This window comes from Thermogutta sp. (assembly GCF_014359955.1).
Lineage (GTDB): Bacteria > Planctomycetota > Planctomycetia > Pirellulales > Thermoguttaceae > Thermogutta.
The window spans coordinates 1-1,751 of sequence record NZ_JACIYL010000871.1 but is presented as its reverse complement, the minus strand read 5'-3'; the positions used below and the strand labels follow the sequence as shown (position 1 = coordinate 1,751).

Annotated in this window: 1 protein-coding gene and 1 pseudogene; both read right to left on the bottom strand. The window is 61.9% G+C overall.

The window, feature by feature from the left end; genetic code table 11:
* Positions 1-268, bottom strand: a pseudogene (locus H5U08_RS17755) (hypothetical protein); the annotation flags it as partial.
* A 144-nt stretch (positions 269-412) separates the two neighbouring features.
* A partial coding sequence (locus H5U08_RS17750) for a sulfatase-like hydrolase/transferase (RefSeq protein WP_297036168.1) occupies positions 413-1,751 on the bottom strand: 1,339 nt, incomplete at its 5' end.

Below are 1,751 nucleotides of genomic sequence, written 5' to 3'. Positions count from 1 at the left end.
CCACCACGTGACCGTCCACCACAATGGGCGATGAGGGTCCGCGGCCTGGGAGTTCGGCCTTCCAGACAAGTTGCTTGTCCGGCGCGAGAACCGCGGGAATCTCCTTCCCACCCTGAAAGACCCCACACGCCTCGCCACCGCGAAAATGCGTCCAGCCCACGGTTCCAGGAGCGGCCTCGCTCCCTTGTGCGTGACCGAGACAAACGCCCCCCGTCAGCAGCAATGCCGTCACCAGGATCGGATAAAAGCGGCTTGTCGCGGTGCGCATGGTTTGCCCTCCCGGCCCGTTCGCTTATCTCGTCCCGTTCCGTTCGCCTGCGCCGACGCGTCATCCGTGTCCGGAGGCCCGCCCGGTGCGGGATCTCCCCTCACCGAATTGTGCTGGGGCGCGCTCTCCGCGCAGGTGGGAAGGTCATGGTTCCAACGTGATGGTGACCTGATCGAGTCGTCCGTTAAAACGGAAGTTGGCTGGATAGTCACCGACCAAACCTTTTTCATCCCGGCCCACCTCCAGACCATCTTGCGGCATGGTCGTGAGCGGCGGGATATTGGCCGCCCGGGCAAGAATTTGATCATTCCAGAACAGGCTGATTTCGCCGGACCGTGACCAGACGACTTTCAAAGTTCCGGCCTCCTGCGGCAACGGTTTTTCCGACCGGATGGTCTTCAGTTCCCCACTCCGGCGTACAGCGAAGCAGGGCCGGCCAGCGTCGAGATACAGGGCGTATCCCCAGGCAGAGCCGCCCTGGGCGACGAGCACGCCGCGGTCGCCTGGAGCCGTTATCCGCACCGCAATTGTGAGTCCCTTATCGACCACATAGGGTGCCCGACTCCGCTCCAGCCGGGCGTTTGCCCGCAGGACGAAATTCTTCTCCCGGGAAAAATGGTCCTCGGGACGGCCACGCCAGGCTCCCAGAGGAAGGACGTTGGCGCGGGCAGCCCAGGCCTCCCAGGCAGCGGCCAACCGCGCGACGATTTCCGGATGCTGAGCAGCGAGATCGTTCATTTCGGTGCGGTCGGCTTCCATGTCGTACAGCTCCCAGGGCTTGTTTTCTTTGGCAACGAGTTTCCATTTTCCATCGCGGACCGCCCGATTGCCTTCATGTTCCCAGAAGAGGGGCGTCTTGCGCTGGAGGGGCCGACCTTCAAAGAGCGGCACGAGGCTGACTCCTTCCATGGGAATGATTCTATTTCCGTTAAATTCGGTGGGATATTGTGCTTTTGCCAGATCGACGCAGGTGGCCATCAGATCGATGACGTGTCCCGGCGTGTGCTCGAGATCACCCTGACGCTTCAGCCCCGCCGGCCAGTGAACAATGAGCGGCGTGGCGATGCCGCCTTCGTGCACGAAGTGTTTGTATTCCCGGAACGGCGTGTTGGAAACATTCGCCCAGTCAATGCCGTATGAGATGTACGTATCTTCCGGCCCCGGCATGATGTACGGCCCGGTGAGGGTGGGAACACCGCGGCGATTCTGGGAAGGTCGGCTCTCCGTGCGAATGACATCGGGAGGAATGGGCGGCAGCGAAGGTTCCACCGGCCGCCGCCAGTTTCCTGTCCGACCGATGGCCTCCTGACAGGCCCCGTTGTCCTGCAGGTAAAAGATCACCGTGTTTTCCAATTGCCCGGTCTTCTCCAGCGCCTCCACAATCCGTCCGATTCCCTGGTCCATGCGATCGATTTGAGCGGCGTACACTTCCATGCACCGGGCTTCCCATTCCTTGTGTTCCACCCGGTCCCAATCACCGTGC